Origin of the sequence: Candidatus Caldatribacterium sp. (genome assembly GCA_014359405.1) — a bacterium.
GTDB classification, from domain to species: Bacteria; Atribacterota; Atribacteria; order Atribacterales; family Caldatribacteriaceae; genus Caldatribacterium; species Caldatribacterium oleiphilum.
This window is the reverse complement of record JACIZN010000004.1, coordinates 1-24727: the sequence shown is the minus strand read 5'-3', so window position 1 is coordinate 24727 and position 24727 is coordinate 1. Positions and strand designations below refer to the sequence as shown.

Annotated in this window: 29 protein-coding genes, 1 pseudogene and 1 riboswitch; of the genes and pseudogenes, 13 read left to right on the top strand and 17 right to left on the bottom strand. The window is 54.5% G+C overall.

Features of this window, described 5'->3' with window-relative positions; translation table 11 throughout:
- The first annotated feature begins 116 nt into the window (after nt 1-116).
- The 4 genes from H5U36_00745 (at nt 117) to H5U36_00730 (ending at nt 1652) form a co-directional block, all read left to right on the top strand.
- Nucleotides 117-476: a hypothetical protein gene (locus tag H5U36_00745; GenBank protein MBC7216717.1), complete on the top strand. Its 360-nt coding sequence runs from the start codon at nt 117-119 to the stop codon at nt 474-476.
- Between the two features lie 2 nt (nt 477-478).
- A complete protein-coding gene (locus H5U36_00740) occupies nt 479-766 on the top strand; it encodes a ferredoxin family protein (protein ID MBC7216716.1) in 288 nt (95 codons plus the stop codon).
- A gap of 87 nt (nt 767-853) precedes the next feature.
- Complete coding sequence (locus tag H5U36_00735) at nt 854-1147, top strand: winged helix-turn-helix transcriptional regulator (GenBank protein MBC7216715.1); 294 nt, start codon at nt 854-856, stop codon at nt 1145-1147.
- Nucleotides 1140-1652, top strand: a complete 513-nt coding sequence (locus H5U36_00730; protein ID MBC7216714.1) for a TlpA family protein disulfide reductase — start codon at nt 1140-1142, stop codon at nt 1650-1652. Before H5U36_00735 ends, H5U36_00730 begins: the two co-directional genes overlap by 8 nt.
- On the opposite strand, the gene H5U36_00725 is transcribed toward H5U36_00730, so the two are convergent.
- On the bottom strand, nt 1653-2300 hold the full coding sequence (locus H5U36_00725; protein ID MBC7216713.1) for a C39 family peptidase: 648 nt from the start codon (nt 2298-2300) through the stop codon (nt 1653-1655). It lies immediately after the preceding gene.
- A gap of 51 nt (nt 2301-2351) precedes the next feature.
- A riboswitch (cyclic di-GMP riboswitch) is annotated at nt 2352-2439 on the bottom strand.
- Between the two features lie 258 nt (nt 2440-2697).
- On the opposite strand from H5U36_00725, the gene H5U36_00720 reads away from it, so the two are divergent.
- Nucleotides 2698-3015: a class I SAM-dependent methyltransferase gene (locus tag H5U36_00720; protein MBC7216712.1), complete on the top strand. Its 318-nt coding sequence runs from the start codon at nt 2698-2700 to the stop codon at nt 3013-3015.
- Nucleotides 3016-3092: 77 nt separating this feature from the next.
- On the opposite strand, the gene nadA is transcribed toward H5U36_00720, so the two are convergent.
- The 7 genes from nadA to mutM all read right to left on the bottom strand — a co-directional run bounded on the left by nadA (nt 3093) and on the right by mutM (nt 9282).
- Complete coding sequence (gene nadA / locus H5U36_00715) at nt 3093-4001, bottom strand: quinolinate synthase NadA (protein ID MBC7216711.1); 909 nt, start codon at nt 3999-4001, stop codon at nt 3093-3095.
- Nucleotides 3922-5037: a tRNA 2-thiouridine(34) synthase MnmA gene (gene mnmA / locus H5U36_00710; protein ID MBC7216710.1), complete on the bottom strand. Its 1116-nt coding sequence runs from the start codon at nt 5035-5037 to the stop codon at nt 3922-3924. Before mnmA ends, nadA begins: the two co-directional genes overlap by 80 nt.
- Entirely contained in the window at nt 5034-5825 is a 792-nt protein-coding gene (gene larE / locus H5U36_00705; protein ID MBC7216709.1) for an ATP-dependent sacrificial sulfur transferase LarE, read from the bottom strand. Before larE ends, mnmA begins: the two co-directional genes overlap by 4 nt.
- Entirely contained in the window at nt 5819-6730 is a 912-nt protein-coding gene (cysK, locus tag H5U36_00700; protein ID MBC7216708.1) for a cysteine synthase A, read from the bottom strand. Before cysK ends, larE begins: the two co-directional genes overlap by 7 nt.
- A 140-nt stretch (nt 6731-6870) precedes the next feature.
- A complete protein-coding gene (locus tag H5U36_00695) occupies nt 6871-7851 on the bottom strand; it encodes a tRNA 4-thiouridine(8) synthase ThiI (protein MBC7216707.1) in 981 nt (326 codons plus the stop codon).
- Nucleotides 7852-7862: 11 nt separating this feature from the next.
- A complete protein-coding gene (locus H5U36_00690; GenBank protein MBC7216706.1) occupies nt 7863-8303 on the bottom strand; it encodes an Rrf2 family transcriptional regulator in 441 nt (146 codons plus the stop codon).
- 196 nt (nt 8304-8499) lie between these two features.
- Entirely contained in the window at nt 8500-9282 is a 783-nt protein-coding gene (gene mutM, locus H5U36_00685) for a DNA-formamidopyrimidine glycosylase (protein MBC7216705.1), read from the bottom strand.
- A gap of 94 nt (nt 9283-9376) precedes the next feature.
- On the opposite strand from mutM, the gene rpmH reads away from it, so the two are divergent.
- From rpmH to mnmE, 6 genes are read left to right on the top strand one after another with little or no spacing between them, the layout of a single operon-like run.
- Nucleotides 9377-9511: a 50S ribosomal protein L34 gene (gene rpmH / locus H5U36_00680; GenBank protein ID MBC7216704.1), complete on the top strand. Its 135-nt coding sequence runs from the start codon at nt 9377-9379 to the stop codon at nt 9509-9511.
- Nucleotides 9508-9867: a ribonuclease P protein component gene (rnpA, locus tag H5U36_00675; protein MBC7216703.1), complete on the top strand. Its 360-nt coding sequence runs from the start codon at nt 9508-9510 to the stop codon at nt 9865-9867. Before rpmH ends, rnpA begins: the two co-directional genes overlap by 4 nt.
- Nucleotides 9833-10060 (top strand): membrane protein insertion efficiency factor YidD, encoded by a 228-nt coding sequence (yidD, locus tag H5U36_00670; GenBank protein MBC7216702.1) that lies wholly within the window; start codon nt 9833-9835, stop codon nt 10058-10060. The genes rnpA and yidD overlap by 35 nt, the downstream gene beginning before the upstream one ends.
- A gap of 54 nt (nt 10061-10114) precedes the next feature.
- Complete coding sequence (locus tag H5U36_00665; GenBank protein ID MBC7216701.1) at nt 10115-10792, top strand: membrane protein insertase YidC; 678 nt, start codon at nt 10115-10117, stop codon at nt 10790-10792.
- A complete protein-coding gene (locus tag H5U36_00660; GenBank protein ID MBC7216700.1) occupies nt 10776-11531 on the top strand; it encodes a protein jag in 756 nt (251 codons plus the stop codon). The genes H5U36_00665 and H5U36_00660 overlap by 17 nt, the downstream gene beginning before the upstream one ends.
- Nucleotides 11521-12897 carry a tRNA uridine-5-carboxymethylaminomethyl(34) synthesis GTPase MnmE gene (gene mnmE / locus H5U36_00655; GenBank protein ID MBC7216699.1) on the top strand — a complete coding sequence of 459 codons (1377 nt, stop codon included), beginning with the start codon at nt 11521-11523 and terminating at the stop codon, nt 12895-12897. Before H5U36_00660 ends, mnmE begins: the two co-directional genes overlap by 11 nt.
- 18 nt (nt 12898-12915) lie before the next feature.
- Here mnmE and H5U36_00650 read toward each other — a convergent pair whose 3' ends face one another.
- Genes H5U36_00650 through rsmG form a run of 3 tightly spaced genes read right to left on the bottom strand, consistent with a single transcriptional unit; the run spans nt 12916 to nt 15166 of the window.
- Nucleotides 12916-13659 (bottom strand): hypothetical protein, encoded by a 744-nt coding sequence (locus H5U36_00650; GenBank protein ID MBC7216698.1) that lies wholly within the window; start codon nt 13657-13659, stop codon nt 12916-12918.
- Complete coding sequence (locus H5U36_00645; protein MBC7216697.1) at nt 13656-14384, bottom strand: hypothetical protein; 729 nt, start codon at nt 14382-14384, stop codon at nt 13656-13658. Before H5U36_00645 ends, H5U36_00650 begins: the two co-directional genes overlap by 4 nt.
- 56 nt (nt 14385-14440) lie before the next feature.
- Nucleotides 14441-15166, bottom strand: a complete 726-nt coding sequence (gene rsmG / locus H5U36_00640; protein MBC7216696.1) for a 16S rRNA (guanine(527)-N(7))-methyltransferase RsmG — start codon at nt 15164-15166, stop codon at nt 14441-14443.
- A gap of 210 nt (nt 15167-15376) precedes the next feature.
- On the opposite strand from rsmG, the gene H5U36_00635 reads away from it, so the two are divergent.
- On the top strand, nt 15377-16144 hold the full coding sequence (locus H5U36_00635) for a tRNA (adenine-N1)-methyltransferase (protein ID MBC7216695.1): 768 nt from the start codon (nt 15377-15379) through the stop codon (nt 16142-16144).
- Here H5U36_00635 and H5U36_00630 read toward each other — a convergent pair.
- The gene (locus tag H5U36_00630; GenBank protein MBC7216694.1) at nt 16107-17150 is read right to left on the bottom strand and encodes a Gfo/Idh/MocA family oxidoreductase; all 1044 of its coding nucleotides are present in this window, start codon (nt 17148-17150) and stop codon (nt 16107-16109) included. The two genes, H5U36_00635 and H5U36_00630, sit on opposite strands and share 38 nt — an antisense overlap.
- Before the next feature lie 98 nt (nt 17151-17248).
- Between H5U36_00630 and H5U36_00625 the strand changes: the two genes are divergently transcribed.
- On the top strand, nt 17249-18136 hold the full coding sequence (locus H5U36_00625) for a homocysteine S-methyltransferase family protein (GenBank protein MBC7216693.1): 888 nt from the start codon (nt 17249-17251) through the stop codon (nt 18134-18136).
- On the opposite strand, the gene H5U36_00620 is transcribed toward H5U36_00625, so the two are convergent.
- The 5 genes and pseudogenes from H5U36_00620 to H5U36_00600 all read right to left on the bottom strand — a co-directional run bounded on the left by H5U36_00620 (nt 18048) and on the right by H5U36_00600 (nt 24585).
- Nucleotides 18048-18848, bottom strand: coding sequence for a radical SAM protein (locus tag H5U36_00620; GenBank protein ID MBC7216692.1), 801 nt, complete (start codon nt 18846-18848; stop codon nt 18048-18050). The genes H5U36_00625 and H5U36_00620 overlap by 89 nt on opposite strands.
- 15 nt (nt 18849-18863) lie before the next feature.
- Nucleotides 18864-19421: a manganese efflux pump gene (locus H5U36_00615; protein ID MBC7216691.1), complete on the bottom strand. Its 558-nt coding sequence runs from the start codon at nt 19419-19421 to the stop codon at nt 18864-18866.
- Entirely contained in the window at nt 19418-20362 is a 945-nt protein-coding gene (locus tag H5U36_00610; GenBank protein ID MBC7216690.1) for an AEC family transporter, read from the bottom strand. Before H5U36_00610 ends, H5U36_00615 begins: the two co-directional genes overlap by 4 nt.
- A 26-nt stretch (nt 20363-20388) precedes the next feature.
- Nucleotides 20389-22013 (bottom strand): annotated as a pseudogene (locus H5U36_00605) (HD-GYP domain-containing protein).
- Nucleotides 21994-24585, bottom strand: a complete 2592-nt coding sequence (locus H5U36_00600) for a HAMP domain-containing protein (protein ID MBC7216689.1) — start codon at nt 24583-24585, stop codon at nt 21994-21996. The pseudogene H5U36_00605 and the gene H5U36_00600 overlap by 20 nt, the downstream one beginning before the upstream one ends.
- Nucleotides 24586-24727 lie beyond the last annotated feature (142 nt).

The window sequence follows — 24727 nt, the reverse complement described above, 5'->3', positions numbered from 1 at the left end:
TCCAAAGCGGATTCGCAGGGCGCTCCACCGTGATGTGAACCCAAACAAAGCCCTTGACTTCCTTGTTTATTTGTTGCACAATTGTGCAACAAATAAACAAAGCGGAGGCGATGGCAATGCCCAAGAAGGCCATTCTCATGTGTACCTGCAGTGGTGCCTGTCCCAGCATGAAGGACATCAATTTCTGGGAGCTTTCCGAGCGAATTCGCTTGGAGCTTCCTCACGAGTTCCTCGTCATGCATCCTCGCCTGTGCGAGACGAACGGCGAAGCCCTCATGGAGAATCTCTTGAAGAACGACGGCACGAAGTACTACGTTCTCGCCTGCAAGGAAGAGAAGCAGACAAAGCTCCTCCGGGATGGCTACGCCCGAGCAGGTGTCCCTATGAATGAGTCCACCTTCCGTCCCATTTCCCTGAGCTTTAAGCGAACCGACCAGGTTTTTGAAGAGCTGAAGAAGGCCCTTGAGGAGGAATGACTATGAGTTCCCAGAGCCCTTTTCCGGGAATCAAGAGAGAAGACATTCCCTGGTACCCTACCATTGATGCGGAAAAGTGCATCGGATGCGAAGAATGCTTGAATTTCTGTGCTAATGACGTGTTCGCCAAAGAGGGCGACAAGGTCGTCGTGAAGAACCCTTACAACTGTGTTGTGGGATGCGACCGCTGCTCGGTTTTTTGTCCTACCGGAGCTCTCTCCTTCCCCTCAAAAGAGGAGCTCGTGGCAACGCTGAGGAGGCTCCGCGAGAAGGCCGCAGCGGGAGAATGAAATTTTCACGTCGAACTGTACGCACGGGGTTCCGCAGGGTTCCCTGAAACTTCGCGTAACCCCGTGCGTACAAAAAGGGGAGGCGTTATGGGAGTCGAGGATTTCTTCAAAGCCCTTTCCTGTCGGTGGCGTATTGCCATCATCAAGATGGTGGCGGAACGGCCTCTTTGCCAGTGCGAGATTGAGAGGTTCCTCCCCATTGACAAGACGAACCTTTCTCGCCACGTGAAGGTTCTCCGGATGGCGGGAATCATAGGGGAAGAGGTTCAGGGTCCAGCAAAGAGGTTGTACCTCAAAGACCCCCGGGTCCTTGAAATGCTTGCCCTTGCTGAAGCTGTTACCGGAGACGTCGTCAGGATTCAGGAGGAGAGCTATGAATAGACGCATCCTTCTTGCCCTTTTCCTTACTGTGGGTGTTTTCCTTGTTCTCTCTCTGGGATGCGGCTGGCTTCCTACGGGTGCACCTGTAGATATGCGGGTGAAGGATTTCACCTTGCCTCTCCTTGGGGGTGGAGAGGTGCATCTCTCGACGTACCTGGGGAAACCGGTAATTCTTGTCTTCTTCACTCCCTCCTGCTCCCACTGCTGGAACGAGGCTCCGGTTCTTGAAGCAGTGTACCAGAGGTACAAGGATAGAGGTCTTGTGGTCCTTGGGGTCGGGTACATCGGGAAGAGCACTGAGGAAGCCCTGAAGCACTTCGTTGCGGAGAATAGGCTCACCTATCCGGTGGCCATTGATACCCAGGAAACACAGGTCGTGAGGCTCTACAACGTTTCCTGGGTTCCTCACAACGTTTTCTTCGACCGCCGGGGGAAAATTGTCCACGAAGTACGCCACGAGCTCTCAGAGAAGGACCTCGAGGTGTACCTCAAAGACATTCTCTGATCACTCAATGGTCACGTACCAGTTCCCCTGCTCTTCCCAGGCAGCGAGGAATTGCCCGATGGGGTAACTGTTGAAGGCACCGTTTGGTTTCCCCGGATCGTGGACGTAGATGGAGGTGCTATCCATCCCCACGACGACCATGGCGTGTTTTGCCCCTCCGGGGTTCATGTTGGCGAACACGGCAACGAGAACCGGCTTCCCCTCTTCTAAGAACTTCCGCAAAATTCCAAGGTTCCCCATGCCGATGCGAGCCGGAATACCCCGGCTTTCGAGGTAGGCCCGAATCTGGAAGACATTTGTGTAATCGCCGTTGTAGCCGTTGACCGGAAGGTTGAATCGTGCATGGAGCCAATCCACCGCCTCTTTTATGTCCTCGGGAAGAGGCGTGGTGTTGTAAAAGTACGCAGCAATCATGACCGCTGAGGCAACACCGCAATTTCTCGTATTCGACCAGTCGCCGGGGGGAACCTGGGGGAGGAAAGGAACATCAAGGAGGATTCGCTCTGTCGAGTACTCGACGAATTTGCCGTTGACCTTGCTCGGAGAAGAGATGGGCCTCTCCCCGAGAGAAACCGTGGAACATCCGGCAACGAGAATCGTAAGGAGGACAAGCCCAGAGAGTGCCCAGAGCGTGAATCTCTTCCGCACGTCTTCTCACCCCTTTGGCTTCCCCTCCGAGGGAGGAAGACGCGCCCGGGACTTGGCAGCCCAGCCGCCGTAGCGCTTTTTGCGCCGTAGGCCTTCGGCTTTGCGTCCTCCCCTTTCGGAGAGTTTGCCCTTTCATTCCCTCATCTCTTTTTATCGGCAGGATTTGGAAAACCTTTAGAGAGAGGAAAAAATTTTTTTAATCCCTTGGTTTCCTTTCGGAGTACAATTTCTCAAACGTTCTCTCTGGAGGGATTTCGGGGATGAAGGAGGACCCTGGTGAGCATCGTGTGTCTACCCGCCCACGGAATGGCCGTTCTCGCTCTTTGAGGTCTCTCACGTTCAACCTGATTGGTGGTGGCGTCTCTTCAATTCCCTCTACCTCAAGACTGGCGGGGACGTGGTTGGGGATATTGAGGTGGCGCGGAGAGAAGTCGACTACTTTGTAGAGGCCCTCTCCCTTGCCCCCGAGAGCACGATTCTTGACCTTTGCTGTGGGCATAGACGGCATTCTCTGGAGCTTGCCCGTCGGGGATTTCGAAATGTCTTTGGCCTGGACCGCTCCCGTTCCCTAATTCAGCGCACCAAAGCCGCGGCGAGGCGTGAAGGATTGGCAGTACAGTTCCAAAGAAGAAACACTCGAAGGCTCCCCTATGACGGCAATATGTTCGACGCGGTGCTCATTCTTGGGCCGGGAGATTATCACCCATGTGGATAGGGGGTTCTGTACTCTTTCGAGGACCTCAAGATGCGATTCTTTCTGCAGCCCTGAGGCGTCTGGGGATTCTTTTTCCCTCACCGTGAGAATTCGAGCATTCGCTCAATGGCTCTTTTCGCCCTGGCGATAACCTCGTCAGGAAGGGTAACCTCGTGGATTTCCTCTTCTAACGAGGCGAGGACCTTCTCGAGAGTGGTTTTCTTCATATTCTCGCAGATAGCACCCTCGAAGGCGGGGAAGAACCGTTTCCCCGGATTTTCTTTTTCCATGCGGGGGATGATGCCGATTTCAGTGGCGATGATGAACTCCTTGTGTGGGGATGCGGCGACGTACCGGCACATGCCTTCAGTGGAGAGGACCTCATCGGCATGGCGAAGAACTTCAGGACGGCACTCAGGATGGGCAAGGACTAAGGCTTCAGGATGCAGAACTTTCGCCTTGAGGATATGGTCTTCGGTAATGGACACGTGTACCGGGCAGTACCCGGGGAAAAGGATGAAGTTTCTCTTGAGTTTTGAGGCCACGTGTTGGGCGAGGTACTGGTCGGGAACGAAGATGATTTCCTCCTCTTGGGCAAACCCCCGCTCGACTACTTTAGCGGCGTTAGCGGAGGTGCACACGAGGTCGCACTCTGCTTTTACGACGGCATGGGTGTTCACGTAGCAGAGAACCTTCGCATTGGGGTACTTTTCCTTGAGAGCCCTGAGGTCCTCAAGGTGAAGCATATCAGCCATGGGGCATCCCGCTTCGGGGTCGGGAATGAGGACCTTCTTTTCCGGGGAGAGGATTTTCGCCGTTTCGGCCATGAAGTAAACTCCGCAGAAGACGATGATGTCACAGGGGGTTTTCTGCGCCGCAATACTCAGGCCTAAGGAATCACCCACAAAGTCTGCCACTTCCTGGACTTCAGGGAGCTGGTAGTTGTGGGCAAGGATGACCGCGTTCTTTCTCTTTTTCAGTTCCCGAATGCGCTCGACAACTTGCATTGTGCCAAACCTCCTCGATAATTCCTCCTCCAAGGAGGACATCTCCACTGTAGAGTACCGCCATCTGTCCCGGGGTAACCATCTCCACGGGTTCGTCAAAGGAGATTTCCGCGTCGCCATCTAACCGTCGCACCCGGCAGGGCCGGGGGTGATGCTGGTAGCGGACCTGAACAAGGGCTTCCTCAGGAATATCCTCAAGGAGCCAGTTGCAGGACGAGGCCAAAAGCCCAAAACTCAAAAGATCTTCCCGTCTCCCCACGACGATTTCGTTCCGCTCCGGGCGTATGGCAATGACGTAGAGAGGGTACGGTGCCCGTATCCCGAGTCCTTTCCGCTGCCCGATGGTGTAGTGGAAAATGCCTCGATGCTTCCCGAGAACCCGTCCATCTTTTGTGACGATATCCCCGGGTTTTTCCTCTCCCAAGTACCTGGTGAGGAGTTCCCGGTAGTTCCCCCCCGGGATGAAGCAGAGGTCCTGGCTTTGAGGTTTTTCCGCCACCGGAAGGCGAGCCTTTCTGGCCATTGCACGCACCTCTTCTTTCGTGTAGTCCCCGAGGGGAAAGAGAAGATAAGGGAGAGTCTCTCTTGGGGTAGCAGAGAGGAAGTACGTCTGGTCCTTTCTGCGGTCCTTCGGGCGCCTGATGATGTACCTGCCGTTTTGCTCCTCTTTACGGGCGTAGTGCCCGGTGGCGAGAAAATCGCACCCTAAGGCTTTGGCGTGGGCAAGGAGCTTCCCGAATTTCAGGTGGCGATTGCAGAGGATGCAGGGATTAGGGGTCCGGCCCCGGCTGTACTCGGTGACGAAGTTTGCAATGATTACCTCCTCCATTTCCTTTGAGAAATCAAGGACAAAGTGGGGAATCCCGAGCATCCGGCACACCGCCTGGGCATCCTCTACAGCCTTTGCCCCGCAGCAGCGGCCCTCTCCAAGGCACATGGTTACCCCTACGACCTCAAAGCCAGCTTCTTTGAGGAGAAGGCATGCAACGGAGGAGTCCACCCCTCCGCTCATCGCTACAAGCACACGTTTCTTCATACCTCTCTGTCCATGCTCCCCTTCTGGTACCCCGCAAGGTCCAGGGTGACGAAGCGGTACCCGGCTTTTTGGAATTCCTCGAGGATTCTGCGCCTTTTTTCGGGCTCAAGGAGAAGAGAGAAGTCTTTTTCCTCGAACTCCAGCCGAGCAATGGAACCGTGGTGGCGGACCCGAAAGCCGGAAAACCCGAGTCCTTCGAGAAAATGCTCAAGTCTTCCTATTCGATCAAGAAGGTCCTGGGTGAGCCTTGTTCCCTGAGGAATGCGGGTGGCAAGGCACGAGTACGAGGGCTTGTCCCAGGTGGGAAGGCCAAACTCCCGGGAAAGCTCCCGGATTTCTCTCTTTGTGAGCCCTGCTTCCGCAAGGGGCGAGCGGACACCGAGCTCCTCTTTGGCTCGAAGGCCGGGGCGAAGTTCCCCAAGATCCTCGGCGTTGGTTCCGTCACAGAGCACTGCCTTTCCGGCTCGGGCAAGGAGTTTTGAGAAAAGGTACCTCTTGCAGAAGTAGCAGCGTTCTGGCCCGTTGGCCACGACGTTCTGGTCCTCAAAAATGTCCACAGGAAAAACCTCCACGGGGAACCCTAAGACACGGGAGGTCTTGAGGGCCTCCTCTTTTTTAGGAGGAGGGAGGAGGGGCGTGTCGATAAGGACTCCCCGGGCATTTTCCCCAAGGATGCGTCGGGCAACGAAAAGGAGGAAAGTCGAATCCACACCTCCTGAGTACGCTACAAGAGCGTGCCCTAAGGACTCAAGAATTCTCTCAAGGACAGAGAGTTTTTCCCTCACCATAGGGAGAGGTACCGTTCTCCGGTGTCCGGAAGGACCACAACGATGAGTTTTCCTTCGTTCTCAGGTCTTCTGGCCACTTCTAAGGCTGCCCAGGCTGCGGCACCGGATGAAATTCCTGCAAGAATTCCCTCTTCCTTGGCCAAGCGCTCGGCGGTGGCAAAGGCTGCTTCGTCCGTTACCTGGAGAATCTCATCAACGAGTTCAAGACGCAAGACCTCAGGGACGAAGCCTGCTCCGATTCCTTGAATTTTGTGCTGCCCAGGCTGGCCCCCCGAGAGCACCGGTGAACGAGCCGGTTCCACCGCTACGACCCGGAAAGAAGGTTTTCGCCTCTTTATGACTTCGGCGACTCCGGTAATGGTTCCTCCCGTTCCGACCCCTGCCACGAGGATGTCGACCTGGCCGTCGGTGTCACGCCAGATTTCTTCAGCTGTGGTTTCCCGATGGATTTTAGGGTTGGCCGGATTTTTGAACTGCTGGGGCATGAAGGCACGAGGAATCTGTGCGCAGAGTTCCTCAGCCTTCCGTACCGCCCCGCGCATGCCCTCTTCCGCCGGGGTGAGGACCACTTCGGCCCCAAAGCGAGCAAGAATCTTCCGCCGTTCCACCGAGACGCTTTCAGGCATAGTGAGGATGAGACGGTATCCCCGCTGGGCACAGACGAAAGCAAGGCCGATGCCGGTGTTGCCACTTGTAGGCTCAATGACCGTCGATTCCGGGCCGAGAAGTCCCTGCTGCTCGGCCTCCTCAATCATCGATACCGCGATTCGGTCCTTGACGCTTCCACAGGGGTTGAAGAACTCGAGTTTTGCCGCAACCTTTCCCGGCAACCCTCGGGCGAGCTTACTCAGGTATACGAGAGGAGTGTTACCGATGAGCTTTGTAATGTCCTCGGCAATGCGCATGGGTCCTCCCCCTCTTTGAAAGTCACGAATGGGTCAAGCACCTCGCCACAGGAAGGACACAGAAAAAGGAATTCCTCGGCAACCCACTGGAGTTCTCCACACCTTGCGCAACGTACGAAGTTCCCATTCCCGACACGTTCTCACCCCTTTGGTATGCGTAATGCTCCGAGAGTTTGTTCCCCACACTTTGGGACCTCCAGAACCTCGGAACTTCCTTCAAGGTCCCGAACGAGTACTGGTGTTTTCTCCGCCCCGTTCTTGGTGTAGAAAGCAATGATTTGGGCGGAAAGATGCACGTCTTCAGGGCGGGCAGAACCTCTCCCCACTCCCCAGGGTCCTTTCCCGCCTTGAGGGGAAAAGAGGAGATCCCCAGGTTTTGCAAGGGAAAAGAGCGCCTTGTTCTCCCGCTCGTCTCGTCCCACAATGAGCTTGTATCCCCCATGGAGGCGGAAATGCCTCCCCAGCTTCAGAAGCTCGATCTCCTCGAAAGTGAACGGTCCATGTTCCATGAGGTCTTTGAGGCGCTCGCAGAAAATGGGATCGGTGAGGAGACACCCTCCTGCCGGGGTTGCGTACTCTTCGATGCCGAAACGCTTTGCCAGCTCAAGCTGCTCTTTGCGCCCTCGCCCGGAAATGCCCAGGAGTTCCTCCCGCTTTACCCACCCTTCTTTCTCAGGAATGGTTGGTGGAAGGAGTTTTGCCGAGAGGGGACGGAGGAGAAGCCCCAAGAGTCCACTCTCCCTTTCGATGAGCCGCAGGGTATCCCGCATCTGGGACTTCGGGCGTTGCCCCACGACTTCACCCGTGAAGACAAAGCTTGCCCCCTCTTCCTCCATAATGGTCTTTGCCTTTCGAAGCATGAAGATTTTGCAGTCGATGCAGGGGTTGAGATTCTTCCCATACCCAAAGCGAGGGTTCTTCACGATATCGAGGTACTCCTCTCCGACCGAAATCTCCCGGAGCTCTGCCCCGAGTTTTTCCATCGTCCTTCGCAGGAAACCCTTTCGTCCGAAAAAGGGACTCACGAAGTTCAGGGCGACGACCTCAATCCCCTGCGATCGAATAAGGGCAATCGCTATGGAACTGTCAAGTCCTCCTGAAACAAGCCCAACGGCCTTCATAGGCACTCCTCTCAGATGACATAGTCCGGGAATCGGGATTTTTCCTTAGCGATGCGTACCGTGTCGGCAAGGGTAATATTCCCAAGGGTTTCAACAATGGCGTTCTGGAGTTTCTGCCAGACCTCCCGGGCAGCACATCCTGACGCCCGGGTGCAGAACCCCTCATCCCGCAGGCAATCCACGATGACCGTTTTCCCCTCAAGGGCTTCAACCACCTCAAGGACTGTGATTGTCTCTGGGGGTCTTGCGAGCTGGTACCCTCCTTCAGCTCCCCGCTTTGAAGCAATGAGTCCTGCCGAGCGCAGAGGGATGATGAGTTGCCCCAGGTACTTCTCCGAAATCTCCTCTTTTTTGGCTATGTCCCGCAGGAATACGAATCCCCCTTCCTCGTAGGAGAGGGCAAGGTCTATCATGAGCCGAAGCCCGTATCGGGAACGCGTTGAGAGACGAATCGTCAATCCCTCCCAAAAGCTATAAAAATTATCATTTTAGTAGCATTATAGGAGAAGGAGGGCGAGTTGTCAAGGAGTTGCTTTTAGGAGTGTGCCAGATCAGGAAAAGGCCCGCTGCATTTTCCGAGGCCTCGTTCGCAGGATCACCACAGGGTCGTCGTTCCATCTTGGGGGCAGCCTCTTTTAGTAGCAGGACTTACCCCTGGCAGCGGGGACAAAAGTACGTGTTCCGGGAGCCAATGGTCTTTCGAATGATACTTCCCCCACAATTGGGACAGTGCTCTCTTCCGTACACGAGAAGAAAGTCCTGGAAGTTCCCCGTTTCCTTCGAGGGGCGGCGGAAGTCCCGAATGGTCGTCCCCTTCGCAGCAATGGCTTCCTCAAGGACCCCGAGAATGCTAAAGAAAAGGCGCTCCTTCTCTTCCTGGGTGAGGGATGAGAGCGAGCGCTCAGGATGGAGGCGGGCCCGGAAGAGAATCTCGCTGGCGTAGATGTTGCCGATACCCGCAATCTTCCTCTGGTCAAGGAGGAAGTCTTTGAGACGTCTCTTTCCTCGAAGGAGGGCGGTAAAGTTTTCGAAGGTGAAATCTCGGGAGAGGGGATCGATACCGAGCTCCTCCTCTAAAATTTTCCTGTTCTCAAGGAAAAAAGCTTTCCCGAATTTCCTCGGATCAAGGAAAAGAAGGTATTCTCCTGAGGAAAGCATAAGGCTTACCCGTTTGTGCCGGCGGGGAAAGTCTTCCCGGGTCACCTCAAACTGCCCCGTCATGCCAAGGTGGAAGACGAGAAAGCCTCCCTCTCTGAGGGCAAGAAGGAGGTATTTCCCGAGACGCTCTAAGGCGGCAACAGTTTTACTTTCTATCTCCTCTCTTGGAAGCCTCAGGCGAGGATCCCAGAGGTGAACTCTACAAATCTTTTTCTCTAAAAGAACCGGCTCAAGCTCTCTCCGGAGAACCTCGACTTCTGGAAGCTCAGGCATATCGTAGGTCTTCGAGTAACCTTCTGTTGACCGTAGTACCTCCTTGCAATATAATGATACCACAGCACGCCTCGTGAAAGGAGAAGCAGAATCTATGAAGAGGACCTATCAACCCCATAAGTTGCGAGCTAAAAGGAAGCACGGCTTTCGAGCACGAATGAAGACCAAGGGAGGACAGGAAGTCCTCCGTCGGAGGCGGAAGAAGGGCCGGAAACGCCTCACCGTATGATGGAAACCCTCACAAGGCAAAGGGATTTCGCACGGCTTTTTGAAGAAGGACAGCGGGCAAGTTGTGGCCCTGTCCGTCTTTTTTTCTACCGGCGGGAGACAGGGCCGGTTCGGGTGTGTTTTGCAGGGCGAAGCAAGAAAGCGGTGTGCCGGAATCGTATCCGGAGGAGACTGCGAGAAGCCTTTCGAGTGCACTACTACCCCACTTGGAAGGACAAACCCTTCGACCTTTTCTTCATTGGGGATGAGAGCGTGGCCTCGGTTGATTTCGCTTCCCTTGTCCTCTGGATGGGGGACCTTCTTGAAAGGGTGGAGAAATTAGGTGAGGATCGAAGAAACCCTGGTACGGGGTCTTGACCGGATACTCGTGTGGTACAAGAGATACATCTCTCCTCTTTTTCCTCCGAGCTGCCGTTTCGAGCCTACATGTTCTGAGTATGCCCGGGAAGCACTACGGAAGTATGGGCTCTGGAGGGGTCTCCTTTTGAGTCTCTGGCGAGTGCTCCGTTGCCATCCGTACTCTCGTGGCGGATACGATCCGGTGAAATAACGGCGAAAGGTGATGGGAATGTTTGCGCAGATATGGGATGGTCTTGCTAAGGCGATGGAGTTTGTTCTCCGCTTCTTCTACCAGCTCACTGGGAACTACGGCATCTCCATAATTCTCCTCACAGCGGTTGTAAGGTTAGCGCTGTACCCGGTCATCCACAAGCAAAACCTCTCGGCTCGAGCAATGCAGGAAATTCAGCCAGAAATCAAAAAGCTCCAAGAGAAGTACGGCAAGGATCCCCAAAGGCTCAACCAGGAAATCATGCGGCTCTACCGGGAAAAAGGGGTCAATCCCCTTGGGGGGTGCCTTCCGCTCCTCATCCAGCTTCCCTTTCTTTTCGTCCTCTACCGGGTCCTTGTGACGTACGATTACGGTCAGGCGGGATTCCTGTGGCTTCCGAGTCTCTCGAAGCCCGATCCGTACTACATCCTCCCCTTGGCCATGGGAGCTACGACTTTCTGGCAGCAGAAAATCAGCACACCTCCCTCCGGAGGCGAGGCGGCCCAGCAGAATCTCCTCCTCATGGTTGTGATGCCGGTATTCCTCGTGTTCATCAGCTGGGGTTTGCCTTCGGGCGTGCTCTTGTACTGGTTTGTCTCGAATCTCTTCTACATTTTCCAGCAGTACATGCTTGAAGTGCAGCTTCGCAAAGCAAAACCTGCCTCCCCTGCTCTTCAGGCAGCAAATCCGCGAGAGAGGAAGGGGGGAGAACGACGTGAAAAGAAGCGTTGAGGTTTCCGGGAAAACCCTTGAAGAAGTTCTTGAGCGGGCTTCGCGGTACTTTGACGTTCCCAAGGAGCAGCTGGGATACGAAATCCTTTCCGAGACTAAAGGATTCTTGAGCGTTTTTGTTCCCCGGATGGTGAAAGTTCGAGTTTGGGTTAAAGACGAGGAGGAAGAAACCCAGGAGGTACCGGCAGTTTCTGAGACGCCCAAGTTCTCCGGGATGCAGGAAGCCGTCGAAGGGTTTCTGCGGGAGCTCGTGGCGAGGATGAGGCTTGAGGTTACCGTTGCGGTAACGCAGGATGGTGAGGTGCTCCGTTGCGCCCTCGATGGGCAGGACGCGGGTATTCTCATCGGCCGAAAAGGAGAAACTCTCGAGGCCCTTGAAATTCTCTTGCGGACTTTCCTTGCTCGCCGTGGTTTCGGGGAGGTTTCCCTTGAAGTGGATGTCTCGGGCTACAGGAAGCGTCGGGAAGAGGCGCTGCGAAAACTTGCTCAGCGAATGGCTCAAAAAGTGGTGCGAGAGAAAAAGAAGGTCCGCCTCGCTCCTATGAATGCGCGGGAACGGCGCATCGTCCACATGGCGCTAAAGGATCACCCTGAGGTTGTAACGTACAGTATTGGCGAAGAGCCGAATCGGCGAGTGGTGATTGACCTTAAGGCTGAGAGGAAAGGGCGGTCGCGGCAGAAAAACCGAGCCCGATCGCAGAAGGATGGGGGAGGAATGCCCAGGCTCCATGAGGGATGACACCATTGCCGCTTTGGCCACTCCGCCTGGGGTGGGGGCCATTGGGATTGTCCGCTTGAGTGGCCGGGATGCAATTCGGATTGCGTCCCGGCTTTTTCGTGCCCGCTCCGGAAAGCGGGTTGAGGAGTTCCAAAGTTTTCGAATGTACCTGGGGGAGATTGTGGACCCAAAAACGGGTGAGCCTTTCGACGAAGCACTCTGCGTGGTTATGCGGGCTCCAAAGAGCTACACCTGCGAGGATGTTGTAGAGTTCCACCTCCATGGGGGACCTCTCGTCCTCCGGAAAGCTCTCGAAGCCTGCCTTGGAGAGGGGGCGCGTTTGGCGCGCCCTGGGGAATTCACAGAGCGAGCCTTTCTGAACGGGCGTATCGATCTCACCCAGGCAGAAGCAGTGGCAACCCTTGTTCGAGCTCGGTCGGAAAAGGTTCTCGAGCTTTCTCTGCGGCACCTCAAGGGGGCCTTTGGGGAGAAGGTGCGGGAGTGGGAGAGGCGGCTCCTTCTCCTTGGGGCGTACATCGAGGCTTCCTGTGATTTTCTCGATGCTTCCGTGGAGAACGAGGAAGAATACGTCCGGAAGGAAATTGCCGCTCTTCTTGTCGAAATTAGAACAGAACTTGACCGAAGCAGGCGCCTTCAACCTCTTGAGGAAGGAATGCTTGTCGTCATTGCGGGGAAGCCCAATGTAGGGAAGTCAAGTCTCCTCAATCTCCTTGTGGGAAAGGATCGGGCGATTGTCACCCCTTTTCCCGGAACAACTCGGGATGCCATTGAGGAATTTGTTCTCCTTGAAGGATTTCCCTTTCGCTTCGTGGACACCGCAGGTATACGGGAGAGCGAGAACCCGGTGGAACGGATAGGGGTGGAGCGGGCAAGAAATTACCTTGAGCGGGCCGACTGGATTGTTGTGGTCTTTGACCGGAGCCGCCCTCTTGAAGAGGAGGACGTGCGACTTGCAGAACTCGTCCGGTCTCGTCCTCACCTTGTGGTGCTCAACAAAAGCGACCTTCCTCCGGCGCTCACCCGGGAGGAGGTGGAAGAGCTCTACCCGGGGGAGCCCATCCTCGAAATATCGGCGCTCACCGGAGAAGGACGGGAGGAGCTTTTGGCGGCTCTCTTGAAGCGCGCTCAAGAGACCGTAGGTCCAGAAGAGGACCTCGTTCTCCTTACGGTTCGCCAGAGAGAAGAGCTTGAAGGGATTCTCAGGGTACTCGAAGAAGCGTGGGAGGCCCAGGAGAGCGGTGTACCTCTTGACGTCTTAGGTGTCCTTGTGGAGGAGGCACTTGCGGGAATGCAACGCCTCACGGGGGAACGGATGAACGAAAAACTCCTCGAGACCATTTTCTCCCACTTCTGCATCGGAAAGTGAGTGTTCCACGTGGAACATTCACAAGAGCTCTCGGAGTTTTGCAACGAAAATCCCGTAGTCAGTCCCTAAGGTGGCAAAGTGAATTCCCCGTGTTTCAAGATGCCGCACTTCTTTAGGGTCTGTACCTGCGGCAATGCCGACCGGAAGGTTGTATTCTCGAGCGACAGCAACGATGGTGGTAATGGTGTCCTCAAGGAGGGGATGGTCCATCTGTCCGAGAATGCCCAAAGAGGCAGAGAGGTCCCAGGGACCGATGAAGACCGCATCGATGTGGGGGACGCTCAGGATGGCCTCTAAGTTCTCCACGGCCCGGACATGCTCTATCTGGAGGACACAGAAGACCTCATCGTTTGCCCGACCGATGTACTCCTCCGTTGCAAGCCCGTACCGGGCAGCTCTGCGGGGCCCAAAGCCTCGAATGCCCTTTGGAGGGTAGAGGCAAGAGGCTACAGCCTTCTCCGCGTCCTCCTTGGTAAGGACCCAGGGAATCATGACCCCAAGGGCACCAACATCGAGGACTTGCTTGACGTAGAAAGGTTCGTTCCAGAGAACCCGAACAATGGGGAACGTTTTCTCTCCCTTAAGGGCGAGAAGGTGAAGGGTGAGGGTTTCGATTCCTAAGGGAGCGTGCTCAAGGTCGAAAACGAGGAAATCAAAACCAACCTGGGCGCAGATCTCGGTTACTGCGGGGTCGGAAAAGGTAATCCACGTACCTAAGGCCATAGGACCGTTGCGCAGGCGCTTCAAAAAGTTCTCCTTCATTGGAGTTCCTCAAAATTGACAATTTCCAAAATGTCTCCTCTTGCCACCAGCGCATAGAGGCCCTTTTGGGTGAGGAGCTTCACGGTTGCATCCTGCATGTGCAAGCCGGCGTATATGCCTATAATGGTGGAGCCACTGAGCTCAGGGAGAAAGTGGGGGATTTCTTCGAGTTTGGAGAGAAACATCTCGATGTACTCGGCTCGATCGGGATTAGCCTTGATTTCCACAACAAAGGCTTTCTTGCTTTCCTTGCAAAGGGCAAGGATATCAAGTTCGAGGCTTTTTCCGTTTTTTCGAACGAGCTTTTTTACATCGATAACCGAGGGGATGCACCCGAAGTACTTCTCTATGGCTTTATCTATGGAGGGAGCAAAAATATCCTCGACGAGGGTACCAAGCTTGTTCGCCAGGTTACCCCATTGCCGATTGAGGTTTTCGATACTCCTTTTCGACCACTCCTTAAAATCAAGTATCCCATCTTTGAAGGCTTTCATTTCATCTTTAAAGGACAGCATTTCATCCTTGAAAATTTTCATCTCGTCTTTAAAAACTGACATCTCATTCTTGAAGGCCCTCATTTCCTCCTTGAAAGCTAACATCTCATCCTTGAAGGCTTTCATTTCTTTCTTGAACTCCTGAATCTCTATTTCGGTCTTCTGCTGAACGTATACAAGGCGCATGAGCGCTTCTTCGAGCTTGTCCGCCCGCTCTTTAAGGACTGCCATGAATGCACCACCTCGAGTTCATTGTATCGGATTTCGGCTTCCTGGTCCATCCCTTTTCAGAGGGGACGTTTTTTGGGAATTCCCGGTCGACGAGGGTAACGGGGAGGTGTGGGGCCTTCCTTCCGAACGAGGACAAAAATCGTTTGCCGGGAGAGAAAGGGGATCGGAACCTCCCTGACTTCGACGACGGTACAGCGGAGTACATGTAAAGCGTTTGTTGTTGCTTTCTCAAGCTCTTGGGCAACTCCTGGGCCTTTGTAGAAGAGAGCAAAACCCCCAGGGCGAAGGAAGGGAGTGGTGAGCTCCAGAATCTCCCGTAACTCCCCCAGAGCTCGGGCGGTGGCAAGATCATACGTTTCCCGAATCGCCGGTTCATGGGCTAAGACTTCGGCTCGCCCACAAAGGACCTGGGTATCCTCAAGACTCAGGGCTTGTACGGCCTCTTTCAGGAAGCGGCACTTTTTTTGTGTAGCCTCAAGGAGGGTAAGCCGAAGCCAGGGGGCGACGATTTTCAGGGGAATTCCCGGGATTCCCCCGCCGGTTCCAACGTCGATGAAGTTTTGCGCCTTTCTGAAGACTTCCTGGAAAACCAAAGCGGCGAGGCTATCGAGTACACCCTCGACGAGAATTTCTTCCTCGGTCTTGAATCCTGTGAGATTGCACTCCTTGTTGGTTCTGTGGAGGAGTTGAACAAAGTGGAGAATTTTCTCCTCTTGCTCGCTATTGAGGTCAGGGCAAAATCGAACTATTCCCTCACGGAGCACTGTCCGCAGTTTATCCACAACTTATCCACAACTCCGTTTCCCGTTTTTTCTAAAACATTCCTTGAACAGTCTCCTCAGGCTGTGCTGCGGAAGGGCTTTCTTCTTCGCTTTTTCCTGTGGATATTTTCCGTAAGCTCTTTTTCCTTGAAGAGAGTATACCGAAGGACGCGAGAAATCCACAAGTTATCCACAGAGAAAAAGTCCGGCATAGTTTATAATAGGAGAGCTATGCCGATTCAGGAAAAAGACCGGGTGTACATCTGGCTTGAAGACGGGCGAGATTACCTTGTGCAGGTAGTTCCGGGGAAATCCTTAGGGACTCATCTTGGGAACCTGGAGCTTGCGGATCTCCTGGGACGGGAGTTCGGCGAGTATGTCCTCACCTCGAAGGGCAAGAAGGCCTTCCTCCTGCAGCCCGGTGTAGTGGAGAACATCTTCCACATGCGTCGGCGAACCCAAATTGTGTACCCCAAAGACCTCGGGTACATCCTCCTCATGCTTGATGTGAAGGAGGGGGACCGGGTTATCGATGTGGGGCTTGGGAGTGGTGCAATGTGTGGGGCCTTGGCGCGCCTTGTGGGGAGAGAAGGCCGGGTGTACGCCTATGAACGTCGGGAGGAATTCATTGCTCTTGCGGAAGAGAACCTGAGGGAGTGGGGAGTAGCCGACCGGGTGACCATTCGCCTGCGAGATATCAGGGAAGGGTTCGAGGAGAAAGAGATCGACGCCCTTTTCCTTGACGTTCCAGAACCCTGGGAGTACCTCAGGCAGTGCTGGGAAGCATTACGCGGAGGGGGGAGAATCGCCATAGTCTCCCCCACGGCCGGGCAGGTCATGGAAGTTCTGCGGGGGCTGGAGGCCCTCCCCTTTGTCGATGTTCAGGTGTGGGAGAGCCTCTTCCGAGAGTACAAGCCAAATCCGGTGACTTTCCGTCCCTTCGACCGAATGGTGGCGCACACTACCTACATGATTTTTGCCCGGAAGGTTTTTGGCTGAGTTCTTCAAAGTAGTACCGGAGTTCGACTTTTTCGCCCCGTTTTGCCGACTCCACGGCTGCGCAGGCTAAGGCGAAAGTTTTGATGTTGTCAGAGAGGGAGGTTTCCGGCTCTTTTCCACTGCGAATGGCTGCCACGAATTCCTCTACGACAAAAACCCTTCCGTCGGTTTCGTAGCGGGTGAAGAGAATCTCTTCCCGCCTTCCCTCTTTTCCCTCGAAGAAGAGACGATCGTTCTCAAGGGATAGAGTTCCTTCGCCTCCAAAAAAGCGAATGATACCGTTCCAGCCTGTACGGTACCCTCGGGTTACCCAGCTTCCAAAGTAGTGGACAAGAATCCCGGGGGAGAATACGATGGTCCCTGCCGCAACGGCGTCGCCCTGGAAAGGACTCCAGGAAGGATTTGTGCTTTCCATACGTACGGACTCGGCTTCCTGCCCAAGAACGAAGCGGAGAATGTCGAAGTGGTGAATGCTCATATCCGCAAGGAGAGGATGTTCCATCGAGGTTCGCCATCCCCCAAGCTGCAAAGCTTCGTGGAACTCGTACGTCACATACGCAATCTCTCCCCCTAACTTTTCGGCAAGGGCTTTTTTGAGGGCCCGAATCTCCGGGCGGAATCGGTAATTCTGACTCACTACGTATACTTGCTGTGGGGATTGTACCCATGCGGTGTATATGGCTAAGGCGTTCCGCCAGGTGTCGGCAAGGGGCTTTTCAGAGAGAACGTGGAGGTGAGACGCAAGGGCTTCTTCGGCGATTTCCCGGTGTGCGGCATTAGGAGCGACGATAAGGACTGCCTGGGGGTTAGTGTTCTTGAGCGCCTCTTGCAAGGTGGAGAAAAAGGGAATTCCTCGATCTCCAAACCGTTTCTCGAAACGCTTTCTCGCCTCTTCGCTTGGGTCCACAACGGCACAGAGCTCTACACTGTCGCTCCGCAAGAGAAGGTCCGTCCATCCTTCGCCGAAGAATCCGAATCCTGCCTGCACAAAGGCAACGCGTTCCATAGCTTTCCTCCTTTCCCCTCTTAGGATACCACAGGGTAAGAAGGAAGTGTTCCACGTGGAACATTTTTGGTATAATCCCCGAAAAAGGAGGATTCGCCATGCTCTTTGAGTTTGTAAGGGAGCGAGTGCTCATCTTTGATGGTGCCATGGGTACAAGATTGCAGCAGCTGGGACTTCCTCCTGGACATCCACCAGAGGAGTGGAACCTCTCCCATCCCGATGCGGTGCTTGCAGTCCACGCAAGTTACGTCGAAAGCGGAGCCGACATGATTCAGACGAATACCTTTGGGGGGAACAGGCTCCGCCTGATGCGCCATGGCCTTGAGGATCGTCTTCGGGAAATCTTAACCCAGGGAGTGACTATTGCCCAAAAAGCCCTTCGTCCTGGTGTTCTCCTTGCCGCTTCCTTGGGGCCTCTTGGGGAGTTCATGGAGCCCTTTGGGGATCTCTCAGAGAGCAAGGTACGGGAAGTTTTCTCGGAAGCGGTCCATGAGCTCTATGGGGCTGGGGTGCGCCTTTTCCACCTCGAGACTTTTAGTTTCAGTAAGGAGGCACTCCTTGCTCTTGAGGTGATCGAAGAGGTGGGTGGCGAGGCCATTGTGAGCTTCACCTTTGAGCCTCGAGGAGGGAAAATGGTGACACTCCTTGGAGAAACTCCGGAAGACATTGCGCGTCTTTTCCGGGAGAAAGACAACGTTATCTTAGGGGCAAACTGTGGCACTGGAATCCGAGAGGCCCTGGCAATTTTCGAGGATTACCGGAGAGAGCATCCTGGTCCTTTTTCCGCGAAACCCAATGCCGGTGTGCCCCGTCTCCAGGGAGAAGCAATCATTTACGATGAAACTCCAGAGGACTTCTTCTCCCTGGCGCCACGCTTTTTCGAGCTCGGGGTCCGGATTATTGGGGGCTGCTGTGGGACCCACGAGGGCCATATTGCTGCTTTGAAAAGAGCGCGGGATCTCTGGTCTTCCGGAGGGGAGGAATAACCTCTCCTCCGAGGAAGTGAGCGATTTCCCCAAGTTTTTGGGGTGAGAGTCTCTCTACCCAGTCGCAGGTGGGGTGTCGGTCGAGGCTGTTGAGATGGACTTTCTCTGGGGAAAGGGCTCGGATGTGCTCTTTTAAGGCTTTAAGCTCCTCCTCGGTATCGTTTAGTCCTGGGACGATAAAGACTTCGAGCCAGATATCCTTTGGGAAATGCCTCCGCAAAAGATGAAGGCTTTCGAGGTGCTCTTCAAAAGATAAGGTGGGATGAGGGCGGTTGATGTTCTTGAAGGTTGGCTCTGTTCCGGCATCAAGAGAAGGTATGATGAGGTCGAAGGCCTGAACCTCTGCAAGGAGGCTCCGGTAACGGGCAAAAAGGGTACCGTTGGTGATGAGGACGAGTTGCTTCCCCGGGAAAATCCTGCGCGTGGCCTCTGCGATGGCTCCAAGATGCACATGGAGGGTGGGTTCGCCCCATCCGGCAAAGGTCACGCAGAAAGGTGGGGATTTCTCCAGGCGCCACGCCGCTTCTTTCAGGGTTTCCACCACAAGCTCTGTGGGTAGATACTCCTTCCGTTCGATGACGAGGTTGCGCGTTTTTCCACATTCGCAGTACACGCAATCGAGATTACAGGTCTTGTAAGGGAGGAGATTTACTCCAAGGGAGCTCCCTAACCTCCGGGAAAAAATCGGCCCAAAGACGCACTGTTTTCGCAAGGTCTCGCCTTCTCTCTATAGGTGCTCGAGAAACGTTTTAAACCCAATGAGGATGAGGACTATTCCCCCAAAGATTTCCGGTTTCGCAAAAAGAGTTTTTGCACGCATCCGGTGTCCAAAGGAGACTCCAAAATAGGTCATTGTGAAGGCGAAAATCCCGATGGTCAAGGCTTCAAAGAGAACCGTGTCCCTGAGAAGGGCAAAGGAAAACCCTACTGCCAGGGCGTCAAGGCTTGTGGCAACGGAGGCAAAAAGGAGCAAAAGCCCTCGGCTAAGGTCTGGAAAGGTTTTCGAATCGTCGCGAGAAAGTCCCTCAAGAATCATTCGTACTCCAACAAAAAGGAGAATCCCCAGAACCACGAAGTGGTCGAAAGATGCGATGAATTGGGCTATTTCTCTTCCTGCAAAAAAGCCGAGAAGAGGCATGAGGAACTGAAAGGTCCCAAAAGAAACCGAAAGTCGAAGTTTAGCCCCTAAGGGGCACACCCTCTGGCACATGCCAAAGGCCACCGCTACTGAGAAGGCATCGAGTCCGAGTCCAAAGGCAAGGAGAAAGAGTTCCAGAGTTTTCATGGTGTGAGCTGCACCACCCATACCTTGAGGAGGGGGATAACGAGAGCGCTCAGCGCTGTTGTGGTGGCGATGAGACCTGTGGCGTACTCGTAGTCTGCTCCGTAAAGGCGAGCAAGGAGTGATGATTGCATCATAACCGGCATGGCTGCCATGACGAAGAAGACGTTTCTTGTGAATACAGAGAGAGGAAAGAATTGGGCGACACAGAGGACAAGGAGGGGAGAAACAAAGAACCTTCCAAGGAGGACAAGGCCAAGGTCACGGGTGAACCTTACGTGCTTTGCGCTGATGGTTGTTCCAACGCAGAGGAGAGACAGGGGTGTGGTGAGATTTCCCACCATCTTTGCCGGCTCAAGGAGGAGTTGGGGTAGGGAGTAGCGGAGAAGGACGAGCATCAATCCCAGAAAGAACGCAACGAAAGGAGGGTTCAGAACACACCGGAGCGCTGCCTTAGGGAGGGAGAGTTTCTCCCCAGGGTTTCCCGAGAGGGCAATGCCCAGTGCCCCCAGGGTCCAGAAAAGCGTTGTGTTCACCATGTAGTAGAGAAGGACGAAAGGAGTAGCTTCCTCCCCAAAAAGGGCCTGGCATACTGGAAGCCCCACGAAAATGGTGTTGGAGAGCGAAAAGGCCACGACAAAGATCCCTTTTCGTCTCAGAGGAATGTGGAAGAGATTTGCAAGGCCAAGGCCAAGAAGATACGCAAGGAGCATAGAAACAACCGGGACCGGAAGCCCTCTCCCAAGTTCCAGGAGGCTTTCTCTCGTGAAATTCGTGGTGAGGTTCACAACCATGTACGGGGGCAGAGTAATGGCAACCACAAAGCGGGTCAGGAACTCCGAATTCTCCTTTGTGACCCACTTGAGGGTGGCCAAAAGGTACCCAAACCCAAGGAGAATGAGAATAAGTGCTACGCCTCGTACCGCCTGGAAGAATTCCTGCACCGTTTCTCCCCTCGTTTTTCCCCCTATTATACCTCGCCGTAGAGCCTGCGAATGTCTTTTTCGAGTTTTACGAATGCTGCAAGTACCTTGGGATGGAAATGTTCCGGTCTTGTCCGCCCATCGCCTTCAAGAATTATACGCATGGCCTCTTCGTGTGAGAAGGCTCTCCGGTACGGACGCTCATCCCGTAGGGCATCGTAGGTATCGGCAATCTTGAGGATTTGGGCTTCGATGGGGATTTCTTCGCCCCGGAGACCCTTTGGGTAACCTGTGCCATCGAAGTTCTCGTGGTGGTACAGAGCCATGTTACGGGCGATTATGAGGCGAGGATGGTCAAGGAGCTGCTCAGCAAAAAGGGGATGGGACTTCATGATTCCCCACTCCTCCTCGGTGAGGGGTCCTTTTTTCCTGAGGATTTCCCGGGGGATAAAAATTTTTCCAATGTCGTGGAGACCGGCATAACGGGGAATGTCAGGATTGGTGATCCCCAATTCCCTGGCAATGAGCTCGGCAACTTTGGCTACCCGCTGCATATGCTGTGAGGTCTTCGTGTCGTACCCTTCGGCAATGAGAGCGAGTTTGTGGGCGAAAACGGTGAAGACTTCTTCGATTTCCCTCTGGGAGGCAAGAAGCGCCTCGATGGCTCTTGCTGCTTCCAGAAAGATAGGTGATGAGTTTCTCCTTGCTTGAGGGCCATCCTGAGCCACGGCGTTCAGAATCCTAAGGTCGTGAGCTATCTGGGCGAAGCACCTGCGGTGTTGCTTTTGAAGGTAGAGGAGAAAGAGAAAGCCCCCGGAAAGGAGTGCTCCCGAGAAGACATAGAGGGGAAAGAAGTTAAAAGTGGTGATGGCAAAGAGCGTGGTTGTGGCCCTCCCCAAGAGAGGTACGGCCATGCTTTGCACCGTAACTCGGGACGTAAGGCCAAAGCTCCTTTTTGGGAACTGCGAATACGCTCTTTGAGCCCCTCGGGAAGAGGGGAGAAATTAGGGGCAATGGGGAGAAGATGCGCGGAGTAGAGCCCTATGTCCTCTACGAAGGGGAGTTTTTTGAGGTGGCTGAGGCTATCGAAGAAAGGACGAAGGAAGTCCTTCTGAAGGGTGGCGCCAAGTTCAAGAATGTCTCCCCTATCCGTACGGGTATAGAGGTACATTCGTATGCGTCCGGTGCGGGTTTCTAAGGCAAAAGGATGGACAACAACCGTCTTTTGGGTGAGCTCTTCTTGCAGTGCTCTCCAGAACTTTGGAAAAGCAGAGAGATTGAGTCCCAAATCTTCGGGATAATTGGTGCGGTAGACAACTCCCTGGGGATTGATGAGGTAGTAGTGAATAGCCTCAATCTCGGGAAGGGGTCCTGCCTCGGCAAGCTCTTCTTCTAAGTTTTCAAGATTTTCCCGGAGAACAAGAAGGAGCTTTTCGAGTTCTGGAGCGTACTTCTCGAAGAGGCTTGCCACAACTTCTTGTGCTCCCCGGGCGCCCTCGATGGCTAAAGCTGCAACTGCAGAAGTGATTGCTGTAGAGAAGAAGGAAAGGAAGAGGAGGGATGCGCAGAGGAAGGCAGAAAAGACGAAAAGGACAAGGAACGCACCCCTCCTTTCGGCCCACCGAACGTGTTCTTCAAAGGGTCGGAGTTCTTCAGATTTTGAACTGGGCAAGGTCTTCTTCAAGTTTCCTGGCTAACTCTGCGGTTTCGGTTATGGTGCTATCCATCTCCTGCAGAGCGGCGTTCTGCTCTTCAGAGGACGCCGCCACTTCCTCTGCTGCTGCAGCGTTCTCTTCTGAAATGGAGGCCACACTGCTTAGGGCCTCGTAGACCTCCTCAGCCATGCGGATGACCTTCTTCGTCCGCTCCTCGTTCTCCCGGGAGATGTTCGTGACCTCCTCTGAGAGTCGGGCAATGGTCCCTGCTGCTTCCTCCACCCTCCGGAAGGAGGTGGTGATGCGCTCGGCCTCTTCGGTCACCACTTCGTTGGCGGTGTGGATCTCCTGGAAGGCCTCCCGGGCTCTGGCCACTGCCTCATTCCCTTCCTCCACCCGCTTCTCACTCTCGCCCATGGAGCGCACTGCCCGTTCGGCCTCCTTCTGGACCTCCTGGATGAGGGTGGCAATTTTCTGGGCTGCCTGGGCAGATTCCTCAGCGAGTTTCCGGACCTCTTCGGCCACCACCGCAAAGCCCCTTCCGGCCTCTCCGGCTCGAGCTGCCTCAATGGCGGCATTGAGGGCAAGAAGATTTGTCTCCTCGGCAATCCCGGTGATGAGGTCGGTGATGCTCCCGATTTCCCGGGAACTCGCCCCGAGCTTCTCCACCACCTTCCCCACCGAGAAGACCGATTCCCGGATGCTCCCCATGGCCTTGACCACCTCTTCGAGGGTTTTCTCCCCTCTCTCTGTGGCGGAGAAGGCCTTCTCCGCAGCCTTCCTCGCCTCTTCCAGGTTCTTTCCGGTTTCGGCAATTTCCCTTTCGATGCGCTCCACTTCCTCCAGAGCCTTGGCGGCCTCCTCCACCTGGAAGAGGAGCTTCTCTCCCATGGCTCTCATCTCTGAGAGCAATCCCTCCATCCTCTGGGAGACCATGGTGAGGTTCTGGCTCTGCTCCTCGCTCCCCTTGGCCACCTGGGCAATGGTCTGGGCAATCTGGTCTCCGGTTTCGGCGATTTCCCGGGAGGTTTGCTTCAGATTATCCATCGCTTTGATGATATCCCGGGCAGAAGTGGCAACCTCGCTTAAGAAATGGCACAGAGAGGCCGAGGCCTGGGTAAGAGAGGCCATGAGGTCTCCAATCTCGTCTTTCCGCTTGACCTCCATTCTCTGCGTGAGGTCTCCGCACTCCAGGACCTTCGCGAAGGCGACGCCCTGGCGGAGGGGTACGGTGATGCTTCGGGAAAGGGAGAGCGCAAGAGCTATGGCGGCGATGACAACCAAAGCCACGATGAGGTAGAGCACCCGGTTGAGGGTTGCCTGAGTTCTTCCTACCACTTCAATGCCGTGGGCAAAGTGGTTGCGAACATCTTCGTTTATGGCCTCCATGGCCTGGGTTATTTGCTCCTCGATGCCCCGCATCTCTTCGATTGCCCGGCTTATCTGTCCTTCAAGGAGGGCAAGGTTTTTGTCGAGTTGCACCACTTCCTGCCAGAGGGATTTGAGGGGTTTGAAGCGGTCATTGACGATGGTTTGAGCTGCCACTGCAGCGTAAACATTGAGGAAATCCCCCTCAAAGAACTTGGTAAGCACTTCAAAGTTTTTATCCACTGCCTCTTGGGCTTTTGCCTTAGCCTCACCGGAAAGAAGGAGGTAGTTTTTCCGGTCCTGGTTCAAGTTGTAGAGGCGGTCCACCCATTTGTCAAGGCGCAGGGCGTTTAGGGTGCTCTGGAGGGAGCGGTAGGCCCGGTAGAACTCCATGAATTCTTCGTCGGTACGAGTGGCACCGGGGGTGTACATGGAATTGAGGAGGACCTCGGTCTTTGCACGGAGGGTATCGAGTCGCTCAAGGATGGTTTTCTTCGTTCCTTCCGAAAATTCGGCCTGTTCCAGGTCCTTCCTGAAGCTGTCAAAGTACGAGCCTATGTTCGCCCGGGCTCGATTCTCTTCTTCACCACTGTAGAAGGAGCGGAAAAGCCAGAAGTAGATTTCGTTCAGGGGATCGCCTTGCTTGGCGATAATGCCCCCCACGATGCGGACAAAGTTCACAATGGTGTTTGCCGGCTCATCCATGGCAACGGCCTTTTCGTTTCGGGTATTCAGGACTGTAATCCGTTCTTGCCAGGACTTCCGAAGAGCCTCGGCTTTCATGACGTGGGTCGCCTCGAGGGTGCGGAGTTCCTGGAGTTTTGCGGCGAGGTCACTCCCCTCAGGAAGAGGCGGAAGCACATAGGGGAATCCTTCGGCGTTCCAGAGTTCCCCGTACCGGGAGGTGAACTCCTCCGAGGCACTCCCAAGGCGCAATGCCTCAAGGTACATGGTGAAGCGCTTGTCGAGGTTGTCAAAAGATGCATCGTACGTCTTGAGCTTCTCGAGGTCCTCTTCGGCAAGGTACGAGGAAATAAGGGCATTGTAGTTCGCGATGATATCCTTGAGGCGGGAGGTGGCAAGAAGGAGTGGGAAGGACTCTTCGACTTCCTTAAAGGTGGTATTCACTTCACTGAGGGCAAAAAGGGCCACAAGACCTATGACGCCAGCGAGAACGGCAAGGACGAGAAATCCAAGAGATACCTTTGTTCGGATTTTCAAGCCGAAAAACCCCCTTTCTCGTTCTCTTCCTTGTTTATCGGCGGAATCCCCAGGAACTTAAGGGGGATGGAAGGAAAATTTTCTTGAAGTGCCTATGGGAAAATGAACATGACCTTGCACCCTTCTTGCGTACGGGCAACTC

What these genes read in the sequence shown, in the direction of transcription:
- H5U36_00650 (MBC7216698.1), bottom strand. Translation starts at nt 13,659, where the DNA reads ATGAAGGAGAACTTTTTGAAGCGCCTGCGCAACGGTCCTATGGCCTTA.
- H5U36_00665 (MBC7216701.1), top strand. Translation starts at nt 10,115, where the DNA reads ATGGAGTTTGTTCTCCGCTTCTTCTACCAGCTCACTGGGAACTACGGC.
- H5U36_00625 (MBC7216693.1), top strand. Translation starts at nt 17,249, where the DNA reads ATGCTCTTTGAGTTTGTAAGGGAGCGAGTGCTCATCTTTGATGGTGCC.
- cysK (MBC7216708.1), bottom strand. Translation starts at nt 6,730, where the DNA reads ATGCGCATTGCCGAGGACATTACAAAGCTCATCGGTAACACTCCTCTC.
- H5U36_00630 (MBC7216694.1), bottom strand. Translation starts at nt 17,150, where the DNA reads ATGGAACGCGTTGCCTTTGTGCAGGCAGGATTCGGATTCTTCGGCGAA.
- nadA (MBC7216711.1), bottom strand. Translation starts at nt 4,001, where the DNA reads ATGCAAGTTGTCGAGCGCATTCGGGAACTGAAAAAGAGAAAGAACGCG.
- H5U36_00740 (MBC7216716.1), top strand. Translation starts at nt 479, where the DNA reads ATGAGTTCCCAGAGCCCTTTTCCGGGAATCAAGAGAGAAGACATTCCC.
- H5U36_00745 (MBC7216717.1), top strand. Translation starts at nt 117, where the DNA reads ATGCCCAAGAAGGCCATTCTCATGTGTACCTGCAGTGGTGCCTGTCCC.
- larE (MBC7216709.1), bottom strand. Translation starts at nt 5,825, where the DNA reads ATGGTGAGGGAAAAACTCTCTGTCCTTGAGAGAATTCTTGAGTCCTTA.
- H5U36_00695 (MBC7216707.1), bottom strand. Translation starts at nt 7,851, where the DNA reads ATGAAGGCCGTTGGGCTTGTTTCAGGAGGACTTGACAGTTCCATAGCG.
- rnpA (MBC7216703.1), top strand. Translation starts at nt 9,508, where the DNA reads ATGATGGAAACCCTCACAAGGCAAAGGGATTTCGCACGGCTTTTTGAA.
- mnmA (MBC7216710.1), bottom strand. Translation starts at nt 5,037, where the DNA reads ATGAAGAAACGTGTGCTTGTAGCGATGAGCGGAGGGGTGGACTCCTCC.
- mnmE (MBC7216699.1), top strand. Translation starts at nt 11,521, where the DNA reads ATGAGGGATGACACCATTGCCGCTTTGGCCACTCCGCCTGGGGTGGGG.
- H5U36_00645 (MBC7216697.1), bottom strand. Translation starts at nt 14,384, where the DNA reads ATGGCAGTCCTTAAAGAGCGGGCGGACAAGCTCGAAGAAGCGCTCATG.
- H5U36_00735 (MBC7216715.1), top strand. Translation starts at nt 854, where the DNA reads ATGGGAGTCGAGGATTTCTTCAAAGCCCTTTCCTGTCGGTGGCGTATT.
- mutM (MBC7216705.1), bottom strand. Translation starts at nt 9,282, where the DNA reads ATGCCTGAGCTTCCAGAAGTCGAGGTTCTCCGGAGAGAGCTTGAGCCG.
- H5U36_00635 (MBC7216695.1), top strand. Translation starts at nt 15,377, where the DNA reads ATGCCGATTCAGGAAAAAGACCGGGTGTACATCTGGCTTGAAGACGGG.
- rpmH (MBC7216704.1), top strand. Translation starts at nt 9,377, where the DNA reads ATGAAGAGGACCTATCAACCCCATAAGTTGCGAGCTAAAAGGAAGCAC.
- H5U36_00615 (MBC7216691.1), bottom strand. Translation starts at nt 19,421, where the DNA reads ATGAAAACTCTGGAACTCTTTCTCCTTGCCTTTGGACTCGGACTCGAT.
- H5U36_00730 (MBC7216714.1), top strand. Translation starts at nt 1,140, where the DNA reads ATGAATAGACGCATCCTTCTTGCCCTTTTCCTTACTGTGGGTGTTTTC.